Below are 22189 nucleotides of genomic sequence, written 5' to 3' on the forward strand. Positions count from 1 at the left end.
ATTGCGTACTCATAAAATCAAATCCTGTTTTTTCAATACAGGGATACGTGGAGATGAAATGAAAACCCGAGTTTCCCGCATTATATTTACCCTGATTGCGGCATGTTCGACAGGATTCACTGCCATGCCCGTGGCTGCCCAATCGATGACCTCCTGCACCATGACCTACAAGATGAGTGGCTGGTCTTTTGTCTATAAGCAGTACGATGGCGTCGGGCATATTAGCTGCAGTAACGGGCAGCGCGCCCAGGTGGGGCTGTCGTCGAAAAGCATAGGCTTTACGATAGGCAAGTCGGAAATCGAAGGAACCGGGGTTTTTTCGGAGGTACGAAATCTGAACGAGATCTATGGCCATTATGTGGCGCTGGGAGGACACGCCGGCGTGACAAAATCGGTCGATGGACAGGTTTTGACCTCGGGCGAAATCTCGCTGGTATTGTCCGGAAAGGGACGCGGAGTGGACATCGGCGTCACGCTCGGGGCATTGAATGTAACGCCGCGATAGGACGAGCCTGGCCCGGAAAGGACAACATGAAACCGTTTAGAACAAGATTCGTTGGTATGGAGGTATCTGTTGTCGCTGAACGAAAATCACCATTGAACCGGAACAAGATTGCCGGTTTCATGGCTAAAGCCATAAACATGGACAACGTGTGAAAAACTCTTTTTTTCTAGTCATTCCTGAACAGAGAAACGACCCACAGTTGGCGAAGACCTTTGTCGAGCCCAATTTACGGCAATGGGTTGCCGAGTTGCCTACGGCCAATCCCGGCCTGGCCACGCGTCTGTTTCAGGATTTGGTCAATGACCTGATCTCCCTGGAGATGAGCAACGCTAATCGCCTGAATGCGCTGGAGTTGCTCAGACAACAATTCTTGATCATCGAGGATTATCTGCGCTCTAGATTGATCAAATCCGGTTTTCCGAAGGGCGAGGTGGAAAGAAAAATATTCGCCTTGGTCGTCGTCATCGAAAAACAATTCACCATCGGCTATTGGATGGTCGCGCGCGGTTTGACGCGCCGAGAAATCGGCTGGCTGCAAGGCAAGAATACCGCCTTGTCCATTCAACGTTGCATCAAGGGGTTGAGCAACATTGTCATTACCCATTACATGATGAGTTTGCCGGTGCCGGACTGGATTTGGTTCGATCTGCACTCGCTGAACCGCCTGGCCTGCAAACTCGGTAAGGAAAACGTCCGGGTGGCTGATTCATCTGGAATTTTCAGCAAATCCAGCAGCATCTCGGACAGTTACAAGCAGATTTTACTGCTTAGTTTGGCGTATCCTTCCGGTCTGATGCAGAAAGAGTACCAGCAGGTTTATGGCTTTATCGAGAAAATCAGCGATCTGGTGGAGATCGAAAAGAAGCCGGTGGCCGATCAGGCGGTGCAATGCGTGATTTTGGTTGATGAAGATTTGCCGCCCAGTTTTGTCGGCGATACGGCGGTGCAGACCGACAAGCGCGCCGAGTCTGCAAAAATGTATCTTAACTTGACCCGGTTGCAAAAATTGGTCAAACAGGCCGAGAAATTTTGCAGCAAGGATGAGGCGCGCTTCAGTTCCCTGGAAATGCGCAAGGGTGATGACCAGAGATTATCGGCCGAGCTGTTCGATTATCTGATGCAGCGCTGGCAAGGCCAGGAGCCGCAAGGCACGGCTTTTTTCACGGACAGATTGAGCCGTTATTTGACGATTGGGCTCGATGCGACCCATGAATTGCTCGATCCCGCGCTGAATGAAACGAGGGATTTGGAAATTTTGGCCGAAACCTACTCCGACCGTGCGCTTTACTGCGGTTTTGACAAGGAAGGCGTGTTGTCCATCGGGAGCATGGTAAGCTTTAGAAAGACCGATGCGCTACCTTACCAACGATGCTTGGGCGTCGTCTGCAAGATTCAATTGCCCAAGGAAGACAACAAGCTGATTTTCGAAGTGACCATCGTTGCCCAGCAAGTCTATGCCGTGGCCTATCATGAAATGAATGCGCCGGCGGGGGCGGAACCCAGGAAAGCCTTGTTGTATGGCGTCAAGAGTGAACGGGAGGAAAGAAGTTACATTATCCTGGAATCCTTCATGCTAAAGGATGGCGATGTCTTGAGAATGTTCATGGCGCAGGAAAATTTTCCCATCATTCTCAATGGACGTAAGAACATCGGCTTGGGCTATTGGCAGTTCGAATGCCGTCGCATCATGGAAAAGACCGCGCCTCAGCAAGATAGCAAAAAAGGTTATGATTTTATCTAACACCAGCCGCTGCCGCAGGGCAGTTAAATGCCGTTTTCGGCGACCGTTTTATTCAATGAAAATAAATGACAGACAATATTGATCAGGTTACTGATTTTAAAGCTCTAGAAGATCCCTACGCTCAGCGCGAAGCCGAGAAGTACGAAAATCCCATCCCCAGTCGTGAGTTGATTCTTCGGCTCATCGAACAAGCCGGCAAACCTTTACGTCGACAACAAATCGCCCAACAATTCGGCCTGGAAACGCCGGACGCGCTGGAAGCATTACGCAGACGCCTGCGCGCGATGGAGCGTGACGGGCAATTGGTTTTCAACAGCCGGCAAAAATACAGCCTGGGTGACGGGCACAACACCATCGCCGGGCGCGTGTTGGGGCATCCGGAAGGCTTTGGTTTCTTGAAGCCGGACGACGGCAGCGACGATTTGTTTTTGTCGCCGAGAGAGATGAAGCCCTTGATGCACAATGACAGGGTCGTCGCGCGCGTGTCCGGCATCGACCGAAAAGGTCGCCGCGAAGCCGCGGTGATCGAAATTACCGAGCGCAACACCCACCAGGTGGTAGGACGCTTTTTCATCGAGGGGCGTGTGGCATATGTCGTTCCGGATAACAAAAAGCTGATTCACGAAGTGTTGATCGCCAAGGAAGACACCGGCGGCGCGCAAAAAGGCCAGATCGTCGTCGCCGAAATCATTCAGCAGCCCACCGCGCACTGTCAACCGCTAGGCCGAGTGACTGAAGTGCTGGGCATGCACATGGCGCCCGGCATGGAAATCGAAATGGCGATTCGGTCTTACGAATTGCCGAATCAGTGGCCGGATGCTCTGCTGAACGAAATCAAGAATTTGACACCGGAAGTGCCCGAAGCAGCCAAGCAGGGTAGGGAAGACATCCGTCATTTGCCGTTGGTGACCATAGACGGCGAGGACGCGCGCGATTTCGACGATGCGGTTTATGCGCAAAAAACCACCAAGGGCTGGAAGCTGCTGGTGGCGATTGCCGACGTTTCGCATTACGTCCAGGTCGATACCGCATTGGATCAGGAAGCCAGAAGTCGCAGTACCTCGGTGTACTTTCCGGAAAAAGTCATCCCGATGTTGCCGGAGATTCTGTCGAATGGCTTGTGTTCTCTGAATCCGCAGGTGGACAGGTTATGCATGGTCTGCGAACTCGTCATCAATCAGGACGGCAACGTGTTGCGCTCGCGGTTTTTCGAAGCGGTGATGCGCTCGCACGCCCGTTTGACCTATACCCAGGTGGCGAAGATGCTGGTCGACAAAGACCAGAAACTGGCGGAAAAATACGCCGATTTGCTGCCACATTTACAGACTTTGCATGATTTGTACAAGGTCATGCGTGGACAACGCGAACTGCGCGGGGCGATGGATTTCGACACCCAGGAAACCCGCATTATCTTCGGGCCGCAACGCAAGATCGCCGAAATCGTGCCGTTGGTGCGCAACGATGCGCATAAACTGATCGAGGAGTTCATGATCACCGCGAATACCGCGGCGGCGAAGTTCTTGAATCGCAAAAAAATGCCGCGCTTATTGCGCATACACGACGGTCCGGGGGCGGAAAAACTGCTGGCCTTGAAAACCTTTCTCGGCGAGTTGGGCTTGTATTTGGGCGGCGGCGCGCAGCCGACGCCGTTGGATTACATGCATTTGCTGGAGTCGGTCCAGGAACGTCCGGACGCGCACCTGATACAAACCATTTTGCTGCGCTCGATGTCGCAAGCCGTCTATAGTCCGGAAACCAAAGGCCATTTCGGCCTGGCGCTAGAGGCTTATGCGCATTTTACCTCGCCGATTCGGCGCTATCCTGATTTGCTGGTGCACCGGGCGATCAGGCATTGCCTCGCTGGCAAGAAGCCCGGCGAGTTTCATTACACCCATGCCGACATGGTGCTGTTGGGTGAGCACTGTTCCGCCAACGAGCGCCGCGCCGACGATGCCACCCGTGATGTGGTCACCTGGTTGAAGTGCGAATACATGATGGACAAAATCGGCGAGGATTTCGACGGTGTCATTTCCGCGGTCACCGGTTTCGGTTTCTTCGTCGAATTGCAGTCGATTTATGTCGAAGGCCTGGTTCATATCGCCTCGTTGCATAACGATTATTTCAATTATGACTCGGGGCGGCATCAATTGTATGGGGAGCGCAGCGGTGTACGTTATCGGCTGGGCGACGTAGTCCGCGTCAAGGTCGTGCGGGTGAATCTGGACGACAAAAAGATCGATTTTGAACTGATACAGTCGGCAAAAAACAAAAAATCGGAACAGAAATCCGTCAAGAAACCTGCCAAGGCCAAAGAAAGCAAGGCCAAAAGTTCATCCAAGAGACGCCGGCGTTCATGAGTGCTACACAATTATTTGGGATACATGCCGTGCAAGCGGCACTGGAATATTCGCCGCAAAAAATTCGCCGCGCCTGGGTCGATAGCCAAAGGCAGGACGCTCGCTTGAAGCCCGTGCTGGATGAGTTGATGGCCTTGGGGGTTCAGCCGGAAAAGACCGAACGCAAGAAACTGGACCGCATGGCGGATGGCAAAAGCCATCAAGGTATCGTCGTTGCGGTGGAATTGCCGGCCATCCATAACGAAGATCAGCTGAAACGGGCTGTGGAAGCGTTGCAGGAACCGGCTTTCTATCTGGTATTGGACCAAGTGCAGGACCCGCATAATCTGGGTGCCTGCTTGCGTACGGCGGATGCGGTGGGCGCGCATGGCATCATCGTCACCAAGGATAATGCCGCCGGCATTACCCCGACTGTTTGCAAGGTCGCCAGCGGGGCCGCCGAAACCGTGCCGGTTTATCAAGTGACCAATCTGGCCAGGGTGTTGCGCTGGTTGAAGGAACAAGACATCTGGATCATGGGTGCGGCCGGCGAGGCCGAACAAACGGTCTACGGGATGAACCTGGACATGCCATTGGCTGTGGTGATGGGGGCGGAAGGGAGCGGCATGCGGCATCTGACAAGGCAGCATTGCGATTTTTTGGTGAAAATTCCGATGGCGGGGCAGGTGGAAAGCTTAAATGTGTCGGTTGCGGCCGGCGTGTTGCTGTATGAAGTTTTCCGGCAGAAACGAGTTAAATCGATGCAATGAAGTCGTGGGTCCTCGCTATGCCGGTTTTATGGGGAGGGTCGCTAGCGCCTTGTATTGCCGCTGTAGACGCGCAAGCGATTGCATTGAATTGCGCGATTTGTCACCAGCAAGAGCAGGAGCGTACGGACGGCGGCGTTCCTGGCTTTGACCGCTTATCCCGCCGGCAATTGCAGCAAGCCTTGCTGGATTTCAAATACGATCGCCGGCAAGGCACGCTGATGCCCCGTGTCGCCAAAGGCTACAGCGACGAAGAATTGGGGGCTGTTGCCGATCATCTGATCCGGCAATAGCTAGCGTGTCATGGTGTTGGGTTCGCGCAGGCTGTTTCTCAAGCGACTCGTGGCCGCTGGTGTTTTATCCGCTAGCGCTTGCCAGCGCTGGCTCGACAAAACGCTCACGGCTCATGTCGTCGTGGTGGGCGGCGGTTTTGGCGGTGCCACGTCGGCGAAGACGCTGCGCTTGCTGGATAGCACCATCAAAGTCACGCTGATAGTCTCCAGTGACCGTTACATTACCTGTCCGGGGTCCAACTGGGTAGTCGCGGGTTTGACCCAACTGGACAGATTGACCGTCGATTACCGGAGGTTGCAGGCTAATTACGGCATAGATGTGCTCGTCGATCGTGTCGACAGGATAGAGCGTGAGCGGCGGCGACTTCGCCTGGCGAGTGGCCGCCAGGTCGCTTATGATCGCTTGATTCTGTCGCCGGGGATTGCTTTTCGCTGGGACGAAATCGCAGGCCATGATGCCTCGACGGCGGAAATCTTTCCGCATGCCTGGCAGGCGGGACCGCAGACTGCGCTATTGTCCAGGCAATTACAAGCCATGCCCGACGGCGGCGTGGTCTTGATCACGGTACCGGCCGACCCTTATCGCTGTCCGCCCGGCCCGTATGAGCGTGCCAGCATGATGGCTTGGTGGTTGAAGCAACACAAGCCGCGCGCGAAAATCATCATTCTCGATGCCAAGCGCAGCTTTTCCAAACAAGCCCTGTTCGAAGCGGGTTGGGCTAGGCACTACGGATATGGCACGGCCAATAGCCTGATCGAATGGCATTCGTTGGCGGACAATCCCATCGTTGAGCTGGACAGCCGTGGCAATACCTTGCGTAGCGAATTTGGCGATCGTTTCCAGGGTGAGGTGTTGAACATCATCCCGGCCCAAGCCGCCGCCGATATTGCGAGGCAGAGCGGGTTGACGGACTCCGGCGGTTGGTGCCCGATCAATCCTCTGGCCAGTCAATCTCGCTATGATGAATTCATCCATGTCATTGGCGATGCGGCGCAATATGCGCCAATACCCAAATCGGCTTTCGCCGCGAATTCGGAAGCCAAGGCCTGCGCCATTGCGGTGGTCAATTTGCTGCATCAGATACCTTTGACCGAGCCCAACTGGATGAATACCTGTTACAGCCTGATTACACCCGAGCACGGTATTTCGATTGTCGGGGTCTATAAACTGGATGCGGAGCAGGCTGTTGCCGCGGTCAAAGGCGCGGGCGGCGTGAGTAGCCCGCTATCCGCCGACTTTGCCGAACGCGAGGCGAGCTATGCCATATCGGTTTACCGATCGTTGGTTGTCGATACTTTTGGTTAGACAATATCAATTATTTCAATTGCTTATGATGATTTCTTCTTGATTGCTTTTTATTGTTTTTGCTTTCGATTGAAACTAAATAAGAAAAGCAATTTTCATGCAAATTTGCCAATTATTTGATCATTCAAAGGGATTGAATCGGAAAACCCCATGATACAATTCAAATCGTTTATTTTTTCTGGTCGATTGAGTGAAGAAAAATCCGCTTTTTCAATTGCTGCTGTTGAGCATGCTGACGGCTAAAGCCGCTTATGCCAGCAGCTTTATCGTTGAAGACATCAAGGTCAAGGGATTGCAACGGATTTCCGCGGGTACGGTTTTTAACTATCTGCCGGTTACGGTCGGCGAAACGTTTTCCGAAGAAAAACAAGGCGCGGCGATACGGGCTTTGTTCAACACCGGATTTTTCAAGGACATCACGCTGGAGCGCGATGGCGGCACGCTGATCGTCAATGTGGTCGAGCGCCCTTCGGTGGCAAAAATCGTCATCGAAGGCAATAAGGACATAAAAAAAGAAGATTTGGCCGATGCCTTGAAAAAAATCGGCTTGGCGGAAGGCAAGGTTTACAACAAGCAAATCCTCGACAAAGTCGAACAGGAGCTGCGCAGGCAATATTTCAGCCATGGTAAATATGGTTTGAAAATCAAGACCGAAGTGACCGAACTGACCCGTAATAGGGTCGGTATTCGTATCGACATCACCGAAGGCCGGGTGGCCAAGATCAAGCAAATCAATATCGTCGGCAGTCGGGCTTTCAGCAACGATGATTTAAAGAAGGATTTCGAACTCAGTACCACCAATTTCCTGTCCTTTTATTCCAAGGATGATCAATACTCCAAGCAAAAATTGTCGGCCGACTTGGAAAAGCTGCGCTCGTATTATCTTGATCGCGGTTACATCAATTTTTCGATCGAATCGACTCAGGTCGACATCACGGCCGACAAAAAAGAAATCTATATCACGATCAACGTCAAGGAAGGCGACGTCTATACGCTGGACAAAGTCAAGCTGTCCGGCGAGTTGGTGGTCGATCCGGAAGAATTGGTCAAACTGGTCAAAGTAGGACCTGGCGAGATATTCTCGCGTAAAAACGCCACCGAAACCTCCAAGGCCATTTCCGATCGCCTGGGTGACGAAGGTTATACCTTTGCCAACGTCAACATGGTGCCTGAGATCAATGAACAAACCAAGACCGTTGAAATGACCTTCTTCGTCGATCCGGGTAAACGGGTCTATGTGCATCGCGTCAACTTCAAGGGCAACACCAAAACCCGCGACGAGGTGCTGCGGCGGGAAATGCGGCAAATGGAGTCCAGTTGGGCGGCCAGCAGCAAAATCGAACGCTCCAAGACGCGTCTCGACAGGTTGGGGTATTTCGAAGAGGTTGGCGTGGAAACGCCGCCCGTGGTGGGTACGGCGGACCAGATCGATGTGAACTATTCGATCAAGGAAAAGGCCTCTGGTAACTTGCAGGCCGGTATTGGTTATTCGCAGGTACAAGGCATCATTTTCAATGCCAATATCCAGCAGGACAACATTTTCGGTACTGGTAAGCGTGTCAATTTCGCCTTCAACAACAGTAGCGTGTTGACGCGTTACAACTTTGGTTATCGAGACCCCTATTTTACCCTGGACGGGGTCAGTATGGGCTGGGATTTGGGGTATACCTCTCGCGACGGTTATCAGGCCAATATTTCGCGCTATAACACCGACGTTGCCAATGCCGGGTTTAATTTTGGCATCCCGCTGAATGAATTCGATAACTTGGGTTTTGACGTCGATCTGAAAAACACCAGCATACGAGACACTGACTATTCGCCGCAGGAAATCGTCGATTTCATCAATGAAAATGGGGATAGTTTCATGACCTTGTCGGGTGGAGTTGGCTGGACCCACGACACCCTGGATAGAGCCGTATTCGCCACCCGGGGCGGACAGCAGCGTTTTTCGGCTTTGGCGACCGTGCCGGGCAGTGACCTGGAATATTTCAAGGTGGCCTATAAGCAAGAGCATTATTTCCCCTTGTCGAGCGACTTTACCTTCCGGCTTTTGGGTGAAGTGGCTTATGGTGATGGCTACGGCGGTACTGACGATTTGCCGTTTTTTGAGCATTACTACGGCGGTGGTTCGGCTTCCGTGCGCGGGTTCAGGGATAATACGCTGGGCCCTAGAGACACGCCACGGGCCGGTAGCGGGCAATCTCCAAGGCCTTTTGGGGGTTCCAGCAAGATTTTGGGCAAGGCGGAATTATTCTTTCCGGTACCGTTCTTGAGCGATATCAAGTCGGTCAGGATAGGTTCCTTCGTCGATGCCGGCAACGTCAGCGACGGCTTGAACTTTGATAACATGCGCTACTCGGCTGGCTTGTCAGGGCAATGGCTGTCGCCATTCGGCGCGATTGCCGTCAGTGTCGCTCAACCGTTCAATGACGGCGAGCAAGATGACGTGCAGAACTTCCAGTTTACCTTTGGTTCAGGATTTTAGTTTGGGCTGACGGGTTTTTGTCTTATAATTCAACATTGTGTTTTTAATCCCTCAATATTGCTAACCCGGAGATGGTTGTACTCATGAAAAATAGAATTTCGTTGTTTTTAATGCTGATGTTGGTCGCCGGTGTGGGGCATGCAGAGCTGAAAATCGGTTTTGTGAACGTGGCCAAGGTACTGGAAAAGGCGCCGCAAGCAGCAAAAGCCAAATCCCGGTTAGAAACAGAATTTTCTCCTCGTGACAAAGCCTTGGTTTCTCAACAAAAGGAAATCAAAACCATGGAAGAGCGTCTGACCCGTGATTCAGCCGTGATGGGCGAAGACGAACGCCGCAACCTGGAAAAAGACATTCTCGAGAAAAAACGTGAAGCGGCTAGAGCGCAACAAGAGTTCAGCGAAGATTTCAATATGCGCAGAAACGAAGAGCTGGGCAACTTGCAAAAACGTATTGTCGAAGCCGTTAGAGCCTTGGCCAAGGAAGAATCCTTCGATTTGTTGCTGACCGACGGCGTGATCTACGCCAACGACGAAATCGACGTCACCGCCCGCGTTCAGCAAAAGCTGGAAACCTTGGCTCAATAAAGCGTAGTCAATCATCCTTTTTCCGAGTGGAACGCCGCTGTATTCATTGCCGGCGTTCCCTTAGCTAACCGTAGCCCCCATGACCGGCAAACTCGACATACTACAAATTCAGGAACTTCTGCCTCATCGTTATCCTTTCTTGTTGGTTGATAAAGTCATCGAGTGCGAACCCGGTGTAAGCTTGGTCGGCATCAAAAACGTCACTTTCAACGAACCTTTCTTTCAAGGCCATTTCCCGCAGCAGCCCATCATGCCGGGCGTGTTGATCATGGAAGCCTTGGCGCAGGCTACCGCCTTGTTGACCTCGCAGAGTGACGAAAATCTGCGCAAAGGCACGACCTATTATTTGGCCGGTATCGACAATGCGCGATTCAAAAGGCAAGTCGTGCCAGGCGATCAATTGAAGCTCGAGGTCAAGTATCTGAAACATAAACGCCATCTGTGGTCGTTTGAATGCCGCGCGGAAGTGGACGGTGAATTGGCCGCCAGCGCGCAAATCATGTGTGCGGTATCGGTGGCTTAAATGATCGATCCGCGCGCAATTGTCCATGCCAACGCCGAATTGGCGGATGACGTCAAGGTCGGTCCTTTTACGGTGATCGGCCCCGATGTGCAAATCGATTCCGGCACCGAGATCGGGCCCCATGTGGTCATCAAGGGGCCGACGACGATAGGTAAGGACAACACCATCTATCAGTTCAGTTCGATTGGCGAGGACCCTCAAGACAAGAAATACGCCGACGAAATCACCCGCCTGCAAATTGGCGATCGTAACGTGATTCGCGAATTCTGCACGATGCATAGGGGGACTCAGCAGGATCAAGGTGTCACGTTGATAGGCGATGACAATCTGTTCATGGCTTACACGCACGTCGCCCACGATTGCGTGATTGGCAATCATGTCATCATGGCCAATGGCGCATCCATCGCCGGTCATGTGCATCTCGGCGACCACGCTATACTCGGCGGTTTTACGCTGGTGCATCAATTTACCCAGATCGGCGAATACAGTTTTTCGGCGATGGGCAGCGCGGTGACGCAGGACATTCCGCCCTATGTCATGGTGGGAGGCCGGCCGACGAGGCCGCACGGCATCAACTCGGTAGGCATGGAGCGCAACGGCAAGTCACCCGAGGTGATTCGGCAAATTCGCCAAGCCTATAAGATTTTGTACAAAAACAACCTGCGTCTCGAAGACGCGATCGAAGAAATGGAAGGCATGGCCGGCGAAAGCAACGAGCTGTCGAATATGGTCAGTTTTCTGCGCAATGTCACCCGCGGCATTCTCCGATAAAACCCTACGGATTGCCGGAATCGATGAAGTCGGCCGCGGCTGCATAGTCGGGCCGGTCTTCGCCGCCGCGGTAATCCTGGACCCCGACAAGCCGATCACCGGTTTGACCGACTCCAAAAAACTCAGTGAAAAACGCCGCGAGGCTTTGGCCGAGCAAATCAAGGCCAACGCGCTGGCCTGGGCGGTCGGTCGCGCCGAAACCAGCGAAATCGATCGCATCAATATCTTGCAAGCGACCATGCTAGCGATGCAGCGCGCCTTTTCCCAATTATCTGTTCAACCTGACTATATCAAGGTCGATGGCAACCGTTTGCCGCCCATCGCTTGTGCTGGCGAAGCCGTCGTGCAGGGCGATGCGTTGGTTGCGGAAATTTCGGCCGCTTCCATCCTGGCCAAGGTGTCTCGAGATCAGGAAATGCAGGTGCTCGAACGGCTTTATCCGGGCTATGGGTTTGCGCTGCACAAAGGCTATCCAACCCGACTACATATCGAAGCGTTACAACGACTCGGCGTCACGCCGCAACACCGGACATCGTTCGCGCCAGTCAAAAAAGCGCTGGCTTGATCACACATGAATCCGACTTTCGTCCATCTTAGGATACACACCGAATTTTCATTGGTCGACGGTATCGTCCGCATCAAGCCGCTGGTCAAAAAACTGGCGGATTTCGGCATGCCGGCCGCGGCGGTCACCGAACAGAGCAACCTGTTCTCGCTGGTCAAGTTTTACAAGGCCGCCCAAGGTGCCGGCATCAAGCCGATAGCCGGGGCCGACGTGCTGGTTTATAACGATGACGAGCCCGCAACGCCGTATCGCTTGACCCTGCTTGCCCGCAACAAACAAGGCTATGTGACGCTGACCGAATTGGTATCGCAAGCCTATCAGCAAGGCCAGCATCAAGGTGTGCCTATGTTGCAAAAGGCGTGGATAGCTGAAAATCATCAGGGCTTGATCGTGTTGTCGGGTGCTATGGAAGGCGATGTCGGGCAGGCCTTGCTGGCGGAAAACCCCGAACAGGCGAAAAATTGCGCCTTGTACTGGAGTGAACTGTTCCAGGACAGTTTTTATCTGGAACTGCAGCGGGTCGGCAAGTTTGACGAGGAACGCTATATCAAACTGGCGGTGGAGTTGGCGACCGAACTGGATTTGCCGGTCGTGGCGACCAATGACGTGCGTTTCCTCGGCAAAAGCGACTTCGAAGCCCACGAAGTCAGGGTGTGCATACACCAAGGCCGCGTGTTGGACGATGCGCGCCGACCGAAGAATTATACCGAGCAGCAGTATCTACGCAGCCCGGAGGAAATGGCCGAACTGTTCGCGGATATTCCGGAGGCCCTGGAAAACAGCGTCGAAATCGCCAAACGCTGCAATGTCGAGCTGACGCTGGGTGAAAACTATTTGCCGGATTTTCCGGTTCCGGAAGGCATGACGCTGGCGGATTATTTCAAGCAGGCCTCGCGCGAAGGCTTGGAAGAACGCTTGAAGCAGCATCCGCCAGTCGGCAAGGGCAGCTTCGAGGAAAACCGCAAGGTTTACGACGAGCGTCTGGAGATCGAGCTAAACGTCATTACACAGATGGGCTTTCCCGGTTATTTCATGATCGTGGCCGACTTCATCCAATGGGCGAAGAACAACGACATTCCGGTCGGTCCAGGTCGGGGGTCGGGTGCCGGCTCGCTGGTAGCTTACGCGCTGAAGATCACCGACCTAGACCCCATCGAATTCGATTTGCTGTTCGAACGCTTCCTGAATCCGGAACGGATTTCCATGCCGGACTTCGATATCGACTTTTGTATGGAGCGCCGAGACGAGGTCATCGACTACGTCGCGCGCCATTACGGCCGCGATCATGTTTCGCAGATCATCACCTATGGCTCGATGGCGGCCAAGGCCGTAATTCGAGACGTCGGTCGCGTCATGGGGCACGCCTATGGCTTCGTCGACCGGCTGGCCAAGCTGATTCCGTTCGAGATCGGCATGACCTTGGACAAGGCTTTGAAGGAAAGCCCAGACCTGAAAGCTCTGTACGATACCGAGGAAGAAGTCAAGCAGCTGATCAACATGGCGCGCTCGCTGGAAGGCATTTCCCGTAACGCCGGCAAACACGCCGGCGGGGTCGTGATTTCACCAACCAAACTGACCGACTTTTCGCCGCTGTATTGCGAACAGGGCGGCGGCAACCTGGTGACCCAGTTCGACAAGGACGACGTCGAGGCGGTTGGCCTGGTCAAGTTCGACTTTTTGGGACTCAGAACCCTGACCATCATCGATTGGGCGCTGCAGACCATCAACTGCCAGCGCGCGCAACGTGGCGAGCCGCCGGTCGATATTAGTCAGATTCCGCGCGACGATCCCGCCAGTTACGAGCTCTTGAAAAACGCCCAAACCACGGCGGTGTTCCAGCTCGAATCCAGTGGCATGAAGGCCTTGATCAAAAAGCTCAAACCCGACTGCTTCGACGACATCATCGCATTGGTCGCGCTATTCCGCCCAGGGCCTTTGGAATCGGGCATGGTGGATGATTACATCAACGTCAAACACGGTGCCAAGGCTGAATATGCCCATCCGCTTTTGGAGCCGATTCTGAAGCCCACCAATGGCGTCATCCTGTACCAGGAACAGGTGATGCAGATCGCCCGCGACATGGCGGGATACACGCTCGGTGGTGCCGACATGCTGCGGCGGGCGATGGGTAAGAAAAAGCCCGAGGAAATGGCGAAGCAGCGGGAGATCTTCACCGAGGGGGCGATCAAGAACAACATCGACCAAGGCATCGCGACCTATATCTTCGACTTGATGGAAAAGTTCGCCGGCTACGGTTTCAACAAGTCGCACTCGGCCGCCTACGCGCTGGTGGCTTATCAAACCGCCTGGCTAAAGGCGCATTACCCGGCCGCATTCATGGCGGCGGTGATGTCGTCGGACATGGATAACACCGACAAGGTCGTGGTGTTGATCGAAGAATGCCGGGAAATGAAACTGCAGATTTGCCCGCCTGACATCAATCTGTCCGATTTTCGTTTTACCGTCAATGACAAAGGTCAGATCGTCTACGGTATAGGTGCGATCAAGGGCGTTGGTGAAAACGCGATCGAGGACTTGCTGAGTGAGCGTAATGCGAACGGACCTTTTGCCGGCTTGTACGACTTGTGCAAGCGCGTCGATTTGCGCAAAGTCAACCGCAGGGTATTGGAGGCCCTGGTCAAGGCCGGCGCGCTGGATGCTATCGACCCCAATCGAGCCGCGCATCTGGCCGAACTGACGACCGCGCTGAAAGTGGCCGAACAGCACGGCAAAATGGCATTGGCCGGGCAGAATGATTTGTTCGGTTTGGGGGATGAGGAATCGGCTGACGGCGACGCGGAAGCCTACTCGACCGCGATTGAACCCTGGAGCGAAAAAGAAAAACTGGAAGCGGAAAAGCAAACGCTCGGTTTGTTTCTGACCGGACACCCCATCGCCGAATATCTGCCGGAATTGAAGCACATTACTCACGGCACCTTGGGCGGTCTGGAGGCTGATGCCAGTCGGGTAAAAGGCAAGATGGAAGCGCGCGTCGCCGGTCTGGTCGTTGAGTTGCGTACCCGCCAAACCAAGCAAGGCAAGATGATGGGGTTTGCCACCTTGGACGACCGCACCGGCCGCCTGGAAGTGGCGGCATTCAGCGGCATCTTCGACAAATATCGCGATCTGCTGTCGAAAGATACGGTGCTGATCGCGGAAGGCTCCTTAAGCGTGGACGATTTCAGCAACAGCTTGCGCATGACCGCGGAAAAGCTCTACGGTATGGAAGAGGCGCGGGAAATGTTCGCCCGCGGTATCGTACTGGAGTGGAATTCCAGTTCATGGTCATCGCAGCGTCCGTTTGCCGAAGAGCTACGGGAAATACTCCTGCCTTTTCGCGGCGGCCAATGCCCCATCACCATCGAATACACGAACAACACCGCAAAAGCCACTGTGCAGTTGGGGGATGACTGGCGCGTGCATCCCAGCGATGAATTGCTGATTCGCTTACGACGATTCCTGTCGCCCGAGGCCGTATCGGTTAGATATAAATAACCAGCGCGTCTTGGTTTATTTTCGTTTATCGTCTAATGCCTGGCTATAGTACAATTCCAAGGAAGGCTCAGGCCGCATTCCCCCAAATACACACTCACACGATACACAGGTTTAAACGATGAAAACGATGGATGACAGAGACGGTTGGATATGGTTGGACGGACAATGGGTTGCCTGGCGTGATGCCAAGGTTCACGTCCTGACCCATACCCTGCATTATGGCTGCGGCGTATTCGAAGGCTTGCGGGCGTACAAAACCGACAATGGCACCGCGATTTTCAAACTGGCCGAGCATACCGACCGGTTGTATCGTTCCGCGCATATCATGAACATGAAAATGCCGTATTCCAAGGACGAGATCAATCAGGCGCATCGCGACGCCGTGGCAAAAAACAACCTGGACACGGCCTATATCCGCAGCATGGTGTTTTTTGGTTCCGAGGGCATGGGCTTGCGCGCGGACAATTTGAAAGTACATGTGATGATCGCGGCCTGGACCTGGGGCGCTTATCTGGGCGCGGAAAACATGGAGAAGGGTATCCGCATCCGCACGTCCTCCTATACCCGTAACCACGTCAACAGCACGATGTGCAAGGCCAAGGCCAACGGCAATTACATTAATTCGATCCTGGCCTTGCAGGAAGCGTTATCCACCGGTTATGACGAAGCTCTGCTGCTGGATCATGAGGGCTTTTGCGCCGAAGGCAGCGGCGAAAACCTGTTCATCGTTCGCAACGGTAAACTATACACACCGGAAACCACCTCGGCCCTGGAAGGCATCACCCGTGATACTTTGATCACGATCGCCCGCGAACAAGGCTATGAAGTGATCGAAAAACGCATCACTCGCGATGAGGTCTACGTGGCCGACGAAGCGTTCTTCACCGGTTCCGCCGCCGAAGTAACGCCGATTCGCCAATACGACAACCGCGACATTGGTTCCGGTAGTCGCGGCCCGGTCACCGAAAAATTGCAAGCCCTGTATTTCGATTACGTTCACGGCCGCCGCGCCGACCACAAGGAATGGCTGACCCCAGTTTCCTGATTCGACGTGCCGGAGCAACCGTATAAAATTCTTATCGTCGGCCCGTCCTGGGTCGGCGATATGGTGATGGCGCAAAGCCTATTCATTACTCTCAAACAACGGCATGCCGGCTGCCTGATCGATGTGATTGCGCCGGCCTGGTCCTTGCCGTTGTTGCAGCGCATGCCGGAAGTCAACCAGGCGATTCCGTTAACGATAGCGCGCGGCCAGTTCGCTTTTTTCGGCCGCAGGCATATCGGTCTTGGTCTGCGGGCCAATGCCTATGACCAGGCCATTTTATTGCCCAATTCCTGGAAATCCGCGTTGATTCCGTTCTTTGCTCAAATTCCACGACGGACGGGATGGATCGGTGAAATGCGTTGGGGCTTGCTGAATGATGCCCGCAAGCTGGATAAAAACAAGCTGACGATGACGGTACAGCGCTTCGTGGCACTGGGTTTACCCGCCGATGCGTCGCAACCGCCGACTTATGCGTTTCCTAAGTTGAAGATCGATCCCGCCTTGCAGCACCAGGTGGGCGAGAAATTTGCCCTCGATACCCAAGGTAAGATCCTCGCGCTGTGTCCTGGCGCAGAATATGGCCCGGCCAAGCGCTGGCCCGCCGCGCATTTCGCCGAAGTCGCCAAACATATGCATGCACAGGGTTGGCGGGTCTGGCTGTTCGGCTCGGAGAAGGACAAAGACGTTGCCGAAGAAATCGATGCCTTGTCCGGCCATATCTGTCGTAATTTTGCCGGACAGACTTCTTTGGCCGAAGCGGTCGATTTGTTGTCCTTGGTCGATACGGTGGTCAGCAACGATTCCGGCTTGATGCATGTCGCCGCGGCGCTGGATAAAAAAGTCATTGCAATTTATGGTTCTTCGGACCCGGGCTTTACACCGCCGTTACATCACTCGGCCGAAATCATTACCTTGAATCTCGAATGTTCGCCTTGTTTCAAGCGCGATTGTCCCTTGGGGCATACCCGCTGCTTGGTGGACATCACACCGGATAAGGTACTGGCCTTATTGGATGGCTGAGGGCCGATGAGAATTGCCATCGTCAAATTGTCGGCCTTGGGCGACATCGTGCATGCGATGGTGGCCTTGCAATTCATCAAGACGGCGCGACCTGACATAGAGATCGACTGGATCGTCGAAGAGCGCTTTGCCGAGGTGTTGGCGGATAATCCCGATATTAGGCGCATCCTGACGGTCGATTTGAAGGGATTGAAGTCTAGCAAAACGGGCATTTTTCAAGAAATGGCCAAGATCAGGGCGTATGCCGCTCATGCTTATGATCTGGTGATCGACGCCCAGGGCTTGATCAAATCCGCCGTGGTGGCGCGCATGCTGTCACGGCATTGCGCCGGTTTCGATAGGTTTTCGATCAGGGAAAAGGCTGCAAGCTGGTTTTATGGCCAAACCGTTTCTTGTCCTTACGATAGCAATACGATAGACCGTAATGTCGCGGTGTTGACGCAGCCATTAGGCATTTCAGTCAGCCATGAGCAAATTTTGGCCAAACAGCCGTTTTTGTTTTACAAGCCGTTCGAACGATCTTTGCACGATTACTGGCCGAACGCGGACATTCAGGTGTTGTTCGTCATCGGCTCGACCTGGCCTAGCCGTAATTACCCCAAGGAAAACTATTTGCAGGTGGTGCAAGGCTTGGACGCCAATGCGTTGATTTGTTGGGGCAACGAGCAAGAGCGAGAAACCGCCGAATGGATTGCCGATAGAAGCGAGGCCAAAGTGCTGCCTCGTCTGACGCTGAATGATCTCAAGGCCTTGCTCGCCCGGGTTGACCTGGTGATAGGCAACGATACCGGACCCACGCACATGGCCTGGGGCTTGAATCGGCCGTCTATTACGTTGTTTGGGCCCACGCCGGTCAGTCGGATTTACCAGACAGACATCAACAAAGCGCTGAAATCGCCGTCTCGGGTCAATCCGTTCAAACTGGATAAAAACGATTTTTCCATCGCGGAAATTCCAGCGCGCGACGTGATCGACCTGGCAAATGCGTTACTGTCGTCCGGGAAGAGGCTGTAGCTTGTTAAAGCGGGGCAAATGCCTCTTGTTCGGGCTTGCTGTCGCTGTAGGCAGGGAGACCATATTGAGTTTCGGCGTGTAGGGCAGCGCCGACGATGCCGGCCTGATTCAAAAAAGCCGCCGGTTTGACTGGAGCCTCCACCGTCAGCTGATCCTTGAATTTGTCGAATTTTTTACTGGCCCCGCCGCCCAGCAGGATGAGATCGGGCCAGAACAGTTTTTCCATCGTCGTCAAATAATTGTTGAAGCGGTTGCCCCAGCGTTTCCAGTTCAAGTCCTCGTTTTTACGCACGGCATCCGAGGCGTAGCGTTCGGCTTCTTTTCCGTTCGCCAAATAAATATGCCCCAACTCGGTGTTGGGGATGAGTTTGCCGTCGCTGAATAGCACGGTGCCCAGGCCCGTGCCTATGGTGATCAACAAGACCACACCGGTTTGTCCCGCGCCTTCGCCGAACTTGATTTCCGCCAAGCCGGCGGCATCGGCGTCATTCAGGTTGTAACAAGGGCATTTCGTGGCCGCTGAAAACAGGCGATCGATGTTGGTACCGATAAAGGAGGCATCGATGTTGGCTGCCGTACGGACCACGCCATGCTGAATCGCGGCCGGAAAACCGCAGCCCACCAAGCCGGTCCAGTTGAAGTGCGCGACCAGTTGGGCGAGCACGGCAGCTACCGCATCGGGCGTGGCCGGTTGCGGGGTTTCGATCCGGTGCCGCTCGCTGACCAGTTCACCGGTCAGGGTATCGACTATGGCGCCCTTGATGCCGGAACCGCCTATATCTACGCCGAGAATCCGCATATAACTTCCTGTGCTTGAGTGAATGGAGGTGTTTGAGGAAACGTTATTTTTTCGCCGGTTTGTCTGGAATCAATACCGTGTTTTGCGGCGGACGGCCGTCATCCAGATGCGGGTAGTCCTTGGTATAGTGCAAGCCGCGGCTTTCCTTGCGTGCTTGCGCGCAGCGGATGATCAGTTCGGCGACGATGACCAGATTGCGTAATTCTAATAAATCGCTGGTGACTCGAAATTGGCCGTAGTATTCGGCGATTTCCTCTTTCAGCAATACCAATCTGTTCATGGCCCGTTCCAGGCGTTTATTGGTGCGGACGATGCCGACATAGTCCCACATGAAACGGCGCAGTTCGTCCCAGTTATGCGCGATCACCACTTCTTCGTCGGAGTCGCTGACTTGCGATTCGTCCCATGCGGGCAGTGGCGGTGGTTCTGGGATATTGTCGAATTGACGGCGAATGTCTTGATTGGCTTGTTCGGCAAAAACCAGGCATTCCAATAGGGAGTTGCTGGCCATGCGGTTGGCGCCGTGCAAACCTGTGCAGGCCACTTCGCCGACGGCATACAAACCCGGAATATCGGTGCGCGCGTTGCGGTCGGTCAACACGCCGCCGCAGGTGTAATGCGCGGCAGGCACGACTGGAATCGGCTGCTGACTGATGTCGATATCCAGATCCAGGCATTGCATGTATATCGTTGGAAAATGTTTCTGGATGAACTCGCGCGATTTATGGCTGATGTCCAGATAGACGCAATCAATACCATGTTTCTTGATTTCGCTGTCGATGGCGCGGGCGACGATGTCGCGCGGCGCCAGTTCCATGCGGTCGTCATAGCGGCGCATGAATCGTTCGCCATCCGGTAGAATCAATTGTCCGCCTTCGCCGCGCACGGCTTCGCTAATCAGGAATGAGCGGGCCGAAGGATGGTATAAACAGGTCGGATGGAATTGCATGAATTCCATGTTGGCGACCCGGCAGCCGGCACGCCAGGCCAGCGCGATGCCATCGCCGCTGGATATGTGCGGGTTGGTCGAATACAGATAAACCTTGTTGGCCCCGCCGGTGGCCAGCACGACGATCTTGGCGGCGATGGTCTTGATTTGGCCGGCCTTGCTATCCAGAACGTAGGCTCCCACTATGCGTTGCGGCGATTGACCGAGCTTTTCGGCGGTGATCAACTCCACCACATTGTGATATTCCAGCAAGGTGATGTTGGAGTGGGCTTGCGCGCGTTCGATCAACGACAGCGATACGGCCTTGCCGGTGGCGTCGTCGGTGTGCACGATCCGGCGGTGAGAATGACCACCTTCACGGTTAAGATGCAGTTGTTTGGTACCATTGGGGGTGCGTTCTTCGGTAAAATGAACGCCTTGACTGCGCAGCCACTCAATGCTGCTTCGACCCATCGAGACTGTCAGCTTTACGATTTCAGGGTCGCACAGGCCAGCCCCTGCAATCAGGGTGTCTTCGATGTGTGACTCAATCGAATCGTGCTGATCGTCATAAACCGCCGAAATACCGCCTTGGGCGTAATAGGTGCTGCATTCGGTAAAAGCAAATTTGGAAAGCACCGCTACTCGACAGCTGTCAGCCAGATGCAAGGCCAAGCTCAGTCCGGCCCCGCCGCTTCCCGCGATCAGGATGTCATATTGAAGGTTAGAATGCGTCGTCAAAGTCGTTTACGTGCGAAAATGAAGGTTTTGTTACGATTTTTCCAAGATCATAGCGTGTTTTCAAGGCGTGGTAATTTTTTTTGTATTGCCAGAACTTATGAGGTTTAATTCTGTCCATCTCATCATCGAAATAGCCCAGTGAACGAAGCAACCAGGCACTCAGAAGATTTGGATCAGGACGTGGTGCGGAGAGTCCAGCTCGGCGACAAGTCGGCATTTGATCTTCTCGTCATCAAATACCAACACAAGATCGTACATCTGGTGAACCGTTACGTTAAAGATCCCAGTGAAGCGCAGGATGTGGCGCAAGATACTTTCATCAAGGCCTACAAGGCCTTGGGTGATTTTCGCGGCGAGAGTGCCTTTTATACCTGGCTGTATCGAATTGCGATCAATACCGCGAAAAATTATTTGTTGTCGCGTTCAAGACGGCATACCGACTACGAAGTCGAGATGCAGGACGCGGAGCAAATCGAGAATGCGCCGCAGTTAAAGGACATCGAAACCCCTGAGGATCAATTGATGAATGATCAAATCATCCATGTCATCAGGCAGGCGATAGAGAAATTGCCGGAAGAAATGCGAATAGCCATCACGTTAAGGGAATTCGAAGGCATGAGCTACGAAGAAATTGCCGAGGCCATGGATTGCCCGATTGGCACCGTTCGCTCCCGGATTTTTCGAGCCCGCGAGGCTATCGATGAAAAATTAAACCCATTGCTAGGTTAAAGGTAGTTACCATGCAAGAACAACTCAACGAAAAACTCTCGTTATTGCTGGATGATCAGTTGGATGGCGCTCAAGCGCTTTCCTTGTTGAAAGCGACTCGGGCGGACCCTGCATTACAGGCCAAACTCCGGCGCTATTCCTTGATCAGTCAGGCATTGAAGAGCGAACAATGCGCGGTGGCCCGTGCTGATCTTGTCGGCAATATACATCGACAATTGGAAACGGAACCGGCTTACTTTTTACCTCGGAAAAAAGGCAGTGATCTTGTCAAAAAAAACGGTCTGGCTGTGGCCGCATCAGTCGTTCTGGCGGTGGTTTGGCTGTCGGCTGCCCAAGTTCAGCGATCAGCGGCGCCTAATGTTGACGTAAATACGATTGCGCAACGCTCGGCGGAGGCGGAACAGATGAATGCGCGCTTCAAGGAATATCTGCAGGCGCATGACAATGTCTGGTACGTCGACAACAACGATGGCGTGCAGTCTTATACTCGAGTGGCCAGCTATCAACAAAAATAATCTGAGTTAATGCGATTTTTTATAGTT

19 protein-coding genes are annotated in these 22189 nt (G+C 53.7%); 17 read left to right on the top strand and 2 right to left on the bottom strand.

Annotated elements, in window-relative coordinates:
• Nucleotides 1-58 precede the first annotated feature (58 nt).
• The 15 genes from NM686_RS09030 (at nt 59) to waaC (ending at nt 18450) form a co-directional block, all read left to right on the top strand.
• Nucleotides 59-505 carry a hypothetical protein gene (locus NM686_RS09030; protein ID WP_255187553.1) on the top strand — a complete coding sequence of 149 codons (447 nt, stop codon included), beginning with the start codon at nt 59-61 and terminating at the stop codon, nt 503-505.
• A 148-nt stretch (nt 506-653) separates the two neighbouring features.
• The gene (locus tag NM686_RS09035) at nt 654-2246 is read left to right on the top strand and encodes a hypothetical protein (RefSeq protein WP_255187554.1); all 1593 of its coding nucleotides are present in this window, start codon (nt 654-656) and stop codon (nt 2244-2246) included.
• Between the two features lie 65 nt (nt 2247-2311).
• Nucleotides 2312-4603 (top strand): ribonuclease R, encoded by a 2292-nt coding sequence (gene rnr / locus NM686_RS09040; protein ID WP_255187555.1) that lies wholly within the window; start codon nt 2312-2314, stop codon nt 4601-4603.
• Nucleotides 4600-5352, top strand: coding sequence for a 23S rRNA (guanosine(2251)-2'-O)-methyltransferase RlmB (gene rlmB, locus NM686_RS09045; protein WP_255187556.1), 753 nt, complete (start codon nt 4600-4602; stop codon nt 5350-5352). The genes rnr and rlmB overlap by 4 nt, the downstream gene beginning before the upstream one ends.
• On the top strand, nt 5349-5642 hold the full coding sequence (locus tag NM686_RS09050) for a c-type cytochrome (protein ID WP_255187557.1): 294 nt from the start codon (nt 5349-5351) through the stop codon (nt 5640-5642). Before rlmB ends, NM686_RS09050 begins: the two co-directional genes overlap by 4 nt.
• A 10-nt stretch (nt 5643-5652) precedes the next feature.
• Nucleotides 5653-6948: an NAD(P)/FAD-dependent oxidoreductase gene (locus tag NM686_RS09055; protein WP_255187558.1), complete on the top strand. Its 1296-nt coding sequence runs from the start codon at nt 5653-5655 to the stop codon at nt 6946-6948.
• Between the two features lie 190 nt (nt 6949-7138).
• A complete protein-coding gene (bamA, locus tag NM686_RS09060) occupies nt 7139-9433 on the top strand; it encodes an outer membrane protein assembly factor BamA (protein ID WP_255187559.1) in 2295 nt (764 codons plus the stop codon).
• 83 nt (nt 9434-9516) lie between these two features.
• Nucleotides 9517-10017 (top strand): OmpH family outer membrane protein, encoded by a 501-nt coding sequence (locus NM686_RS09065; protein WP_255187560.1) that lies wholly within the window; start codon nt 9517-9519, stop codon nt 10015-10017.
• Between the two features lie 79 nt (nt 10018-10096).
• Nucleotides 10097-10540 (top strand): 3-hydroxyacyl-ACP dehydratase FabZ, encoded by a 444-nt coding sequence (gene fabZ, locus NM686_RS09070; RefSeq protein WP_255187561.1) that lies wholly within the window; start codon nt 10097-10099, stop codon nt 10538-10540.
• A complete protein-coding gene (lpxA, locus tag NM686_RS09075; protein ID WP_255187562.1) occupies nt 10541-11311 on the top strand; it encodes an acyl-ACP--UDP-N-acetylglucosamine O-acyltransferase in 771 nt (256 codons plus the stop codon).
• Nucleotides 11286-11876, top strand: coding sequence for a ribonuclease HII (rnhB, locus tag NM686_RS09080; protein WP_255187563.1), 591 nt, complete (start codon nt 11286-11288; stop codon nt 11874-11876). The genes lpxA and rnhB overlap by 26 nt, the downstream gene beginning before the upstream one ends.
• A 6-nt stretch (nt 11877-11882) precedes the next feature.
• Entirely contained in the window at nt 11883-15371 is a 3489-nt protein-coding gene (gene dnaE, locus NM686_RS09085; RefSeq protein WP_255187564.1) for a DNA polymerase III subunit alpha, read from the top strand.
• Between the two features lie 118 nt (nt 15372-15489).
• The gene (locus tag NM686_RS09090) at nt 15490-16416 is read left to right on the top strand and encodes a branched-chain amino acid transaminase (protein ID WP_255187565.1); all 927 of its coding nucleotides are present in this window, start codon (nt 15490-15492) and stop codon (nt 16414-16416) included.
• Between the two features lie 6 nt (nt 16417-16422).
• On the top strand, nt 16423-17436 hold the full coding sequence (waaF, locus tag NM686_RS09095; RefSeq protein ID WP_255187566.1) for a lipopolysaccharide heptosyltransferase II: 1014 nt from the start codon (nt 16423-16425) through the stop codon (nt 17434-17436).
• A 6-nt stretch (nt 17437-17442) separates the two neighbouring features.
• On the top strand, nt 17443-18450 hold the full coding sequence (gene waaC / locus NM686_RS09100; protein ID WP_255187567.1) for a lipopolysaccharide heptosyltransferase I: 1008 nt from the start codon (nt 17443-17445) through the stop codon (nt 18448-18450).
• A gap of 4 nt (nt 18451-18454) precedes the next feature.
• Here waaC and ppgK read toward each other — a convergent pair whose 3' ends face one another.
• On the bottom strand, nt 18455-19249 hold the full coding sequence (gene ppgK / locus NM686_RS09105) for a polyphosphate--glucose phosphotransferase (protein WP_255187568.1): 795 nt from the start codon (nt 19247-19249) through the stop codon (nt 18455-18457).
• 43 nt (nt 19250-19292) lie between these two features.
• Complete coding sequence (gene nadB, locus NM686_RS09110; RefSeq protein ID WP_255187569.1) at nt 19293-20918, bottom strand: L-aspartate oxidase; 1626 nt, start codon at nt 20916-20918, stop codon at nt 19293-19295.
• A 138-nt stretch (nt 20919-21056) separates the two neighbouring features.
• Here nadB and rpoE point away from each other — a divergent pair, with 138 nt between their 5' ends.
• Entirely contained in the window at nt 21057-21647 is a 591-nt protein-coding gene (gene rpoE / locus NM686_RS09115; protein WP_255187570.1) for an RNA polymerase sigma factor RpoE, read from the top strand.
• An 11-nt stretch (nt 21648-21658) separates the two neighbouring features.
• Nucleotides 21659-22162 (top strand): RseA family anti-sigma factor, encoded by a 504-nt coding sequence (locus tag NM686_RS09120; protein ID WP_255187571.1) that lies wholly within the window; start codon nt 21659-21661, stop codon nt 22160-22162.
• The last annotated feature ends 27 nt before the right edge of the window (nt 22163-22189 follow it).

The sequence above is a fragment of the Methylomonas rapida genome, from assembly GCF_024360925.2.
In the GTDB taxonomy this organism is placed as follows: domain Bacteria; phylum Pseudomonadota; class Gammaproteobacteria; order Methylococcales; family Methylomonadaceae; genus Methylomonas; species Methylomonas rapida.